The organism is Methylobacterium crusticola (assembly GCF_003574465.1).
In the GTDB taxonomy this organism is placed as follows: domain Bacteria; phylum Pseudomonadota; class Alphaproteobacteria; order Rhizobiales; family Beijerinckiaceae; genus Methylobacterium; species Methylobacterium crusticola.
The window spans coordinates 1-3452 of sequence record NZ_QOWC01000382.1 but is presented as its reverse complement, the minus strand read 5'-3'; the positions used below and the strand labels follow the sequence as shown (position 1 = coordinate 3452).

At 66.0% G+C, this 3452-nt stretch carries 4 protein-coding genes and 1 pseudogene; 3 read left to right on the top strand and 2 right to left on the bottom strand.

The genetic code is table 11. The annotated features are described in order from the left end of the window. Positions 1-341, bottom strand: a pseudogene (locus DT057_RS35825) (hypothetical protein); the annotation flags it as partial. Positions 342-578: 237 nt separating this feature from the next. Between DT057_RS35825 and DT057_RS34350 the strand changes: the two are divergent. From DT057_RS34350 to DT057_RS34340, 3 genes are all read left to right on the top strand, one after another. Continuing rightward, a complete protein-coding gene (locus DT057_RS34350) occupies positions 579-1286 on the top strand; it encodes an NAD-dependent deacylase (RefSeq protein WP_128566479.1) in 708 nt (235 codons plus the stop codon). A 604-nt stretch (positions 1287-1890) separates the two neighbouring features. Next, a complete protein-coding gene (locus DT057_RS34345; RefSeq protein ID WP_128566478.1) occupies positions 1891-2172 on the top strand; it encodes a RusA family crossover junction endodeoxyribonuclease in 282 nt (93 codons plus the stop codon). Next, a complete protein-coding gene (locus tag DT057_RS34340) occupies positions 2169-2852 on the top strand; it encodes a hypothetical protein (RefSeq protein ID WP_128566477.1) in 684 nt (227 codons plus the stop codon). Before DT057_RS34345 ends, DT057_RS34340 begins: the two co-directional genes overlap by 4 nt. 171 nt (positions 2853-3023) lie before the next feature. On the opposite strand, the gene DT057_RS35820 is transcribed toward DT057_RS34340, so the two are convergent. Next, positions 3024-3452 (bottom strand): hypothetical protein (locus DT057_RS35820; protein WP_162501606.1); only part of this gene is annotated, 429 nt, incomplete at its 5' end.

The following is a 3452-nucleotide window of genomic DNA, read 5'->3' as shown; positions in this document are numbered from 1 at the left end:
GGGCGCAGGTCGGGCTCGGGCTCGACCGGCTCCGGCGCGGGCGGCTCGGGCGGGGCGATCAGGCTCGGAAGGATGCGCTTGGCCGGCGCGGCGGCGGCGGCGGCCCGGGGGGCGGGCGCCGGCTCGGGGGCGGCGGCGGGGGCCGGGGGATCGAAGCGGCCGGACTGGGTCGCGGCCGCCGCCTCCTCGAAGAGGCCCGTCCCCTCCCAGAGGCCGCGCGCGGCGGGCCGGCGCGGGGGCTCTCTCGACGGATCCTCGCTGTCGGCCAGGGGGGTGAGCGGCGTCGAGCGGTTGCGCTTGATCTCGACCGTGAATGACGGTCTCGCGCGATGGCGCGTCATTGAATGTCCTGAAGCGATCTGTTCGGATTCTCGGCGCGCGGTCATGCGCGCGGCCTCGATCCTCACTTAGGATGGGTGTCAGGGATTGTCCATGGCAAGCATTGATAAAGTCTCAACGGAGGTGAGGATGTCCGCATCCGGATGGTCATCGGCCGCGCCGACCATGTTCAGGACAGCATTGGACAGTCTCGCGGCGGGAGCGCGCGAGTCGAGCCGGCGCCCCGGGGCGGCCGGCGCATGAACGTGTTCGTGCTGACCGGGGCCGGGATCTCGGCCGAGAGCGGGCTCGGCACCTTCCGGGACCGGGGCGGGATGTGGAGCCGGTTCGATCCGGCCCGCCTCGCCACGCCGGAGGCCTTCGCCCGCACCCCCGAGGCGGTGCACGCCTTCTACAACCTGCGCCGGCGGGGCGTGCGGGAGGCCTCGCCCAACGCCGCCCACGCGGCCCTCGCCGACCTCGAGCGCGGGCTCGCGGCCCGGGGCGGCGGCCTCTTCCTGTGCACCCAGAACGTCGACGACCTGCACGAGCGCGGCGGCGCCCGGGCGGTGACCCACATGCACGGCGAGCTCCTGCGGGCGCGCTGCACCGCCTGCGGCGCGGGACGGCCCTGGGCGGAGGACCTCGCGGTCGCGACACCCTGCCCGGATTGCGGGCGCCGGGGCGGGATGCGGCCGGACGTGGTCTGGTTCGGCGAGAGGCCGCTGCATCTCGCGGCGATCGAGGCGGCGCTCCTGTCCGCGGACCTCTTCGTCGCCATCGGCACCTCCGGGGCGGTCTACCCGGCGGCGGGCTTCGCGGCCCAGGCCAGGGCCGCCGGCATCCGCACCCACGAGATCAACCTCGCGCCCTCCGACACGGCCGACGCCTTCGACGCCGCGACCTACGGCCCCGCCACCCGCGCGGTGCCGGACTTCGCGGCCGACCTGCTCGCCCGGACGGGATAGGGGCGCGGTCCGGCGCCACGGCGCCGGACAGCCGGGCGCCACGGCGCCGGACGATTCCGCCCGGCCGAGCCCCCGGGCGGCCGGGGGCGTCCTGGGGCGCGGACCGCCGGGACGAAGATCCCGCACGCCGAGGACGTGCGGATCCAAGATTTGTGAGATCAAGACTTGCGAGATCAAGGCGTGTGCGCTCAAGACGTGCGCGCTCAAGACCCGGCCCGGCGGCCTGAAAGTCCAAACACGACCGGCTCGATTGTGTGAAGGGCTGCCAAGGGCAGGGAGCGGTAGTTGGCTCAACGCCCAAAAGTGGTCATTCGGCTTCGCGCTCCTCTCGGCTGTTCAGCCGGACAGCCCGAATGACCGCAAGCGAGAGGAAGGCATTCGTGACCCAAGATCGCTGAAATGCTAGTGATGCCCCTTGATAGGCGACAGCGGGCGGCGATGGGCTACGAGATCGATAATGAGTTCGTGCTGCCGTTTCCGATTGAGTTCCTGATCCAGGAGACCCCTCGTTCGCTCCAGTCCAAAAACGCGAGAGCGAAAGAGGAATGGAAGCTATTGGTGCGGCAGGCGTCAAAGAGTTGCATCGACGCAACGCGAATTTACTTTGCTCGACGACAGGCCGCTTGCCGCAAAAATAATATATTTTACACCTGCTCCTATGGAAGGAGATGTTGATAACATCGTCAGACTTATCCTGGACGGCATGTTGGAAGTTGTTTATCTAAATGATCGAGTGATTGAGCGCGTCATAGTGCAAAAGATTGAACCAGGCATAATTGCTGAATTTAGTTCAATTACTGAAAAACTAGAGGAGGCGATTGGGGTGGAACCCCCGGTCGTATACATCAGAATTGACGATGATCTGAGTTGGAGGAAAGCGACATGACCTATCAATCTTCCGAGTCAGAGGAATTTGTCGCCCGGATCGACGGCCTTATGGAACGTTTGCAGAAGGACGCCGAAAAGCGGGGCTGGAAGTTCTACATCCAACCTTCGCCGCAAATACTTCCTGAGTTTCTCAAAGATTATAATCCTGATGCGCTGGGTATTGGTCCAGATGGCGGGGTCGTAATAGAAATCAAGGCGCGCCAACACGAAGCGAAAAGAGAGAGTCTGGCCAAAATAGCAGACTTGGTCAAAGCCCAGAAGGGCTGGGGGTTCAAAGTTTTCTACGTATCACCGCCCGTCGAAGTCAGGCCGGACTTATCCGCTCCAACGGCAAATGAGCTAGCGTCTGGCATCGCGGAGGCTCGGGTTTTGCTCGAAAGCGGTCACGAGCGAGCGGCACTGGTGATTGCATGGTCGCTCCTAGAAGCGATTGCTCGGTTGGTCACTCCCCAGGGGGAGAGGAACAGGGCGCGACCTTTGTCCCCAGTTCAGGCTGTTCAGGCGCTAGCAGAGACGGGGTATCTGAAAGAGATTGATGCCCGGAGACTTCGGGAGCTGACGAACCTGAGAAACGCTGTTGTTCACGGCAGTTTCAGGACGGTTGTACCGGCCAACGATGTCGCTCAGCTCATCAATGACCTTGAAAAGATTACGCACAACCTCGACGAAGCCGCGTGAGCTAGAACGATAGGTCCGCTTTTGCGATCAGGCCTCCCGAAAGCCGCACGTCCGCTTCCAGTCAGACCCGGCCATTTGAGGCTGACTGCATTGCTGACAAGCAGACGCACTGAAGGCCCGAGTAGGGCCGCAAGCAGCCCCCCGCATGGTCGAGCCGATCGGGGTCTGGCCCTAGCGGATCGAGACCCGCACGTCGAGGCTGGAGGCGGAGCCGTCGGGATAGATCACCAGCACCCGGAAGGCGTCCAGGCCCTCGTAGCCCTCCTCGGCCTCGAAGGTCATCCTCACGCCCTGCACCTTCCTGGCGTTGCAGGCGACGAGGGGCGAGGCCGCGCCGTAGCGCGGGAAGGAGGCGTCGGTCGTGAAGGTCACGCTGCCGTGCCGGGGCTTCGTCAGGAGGCGCGCGACGGTCGGTCCCTGGGGCGAGCAATCCGGGAACAGCGCCGTGAAGAAGCCGATCGTGCGCGCCTCGTTCATCGGCACGACCCGGTAGTAGGGCGTCAGGGGCAGGTCCGGGAACCCTCCGCCGGCCGCGGGCGGGGGCGCGGGGACGGCCGCCGGCGGGGGCGCCGCATCGGGCGGCGCGGCCTGCGGGGGCGC

Excerpts from the sequence above, each read along its gene's own strand:
- DT057_RS34350 (WP_128566479.1), top strand. The coding sequence starts at position 579 with ATGAACGTGTTCGTGCTGACCGGGGCCGGGATCTCGGCCGAGAGCGGG.
- DT057_RS34340 (WP_128566477.1), top strand. The coding sequence starts at position 2,169 with ATGACCTATCAATCTTCCGAGTCAGAGGAATTTGTCGCCCGGATCGAC.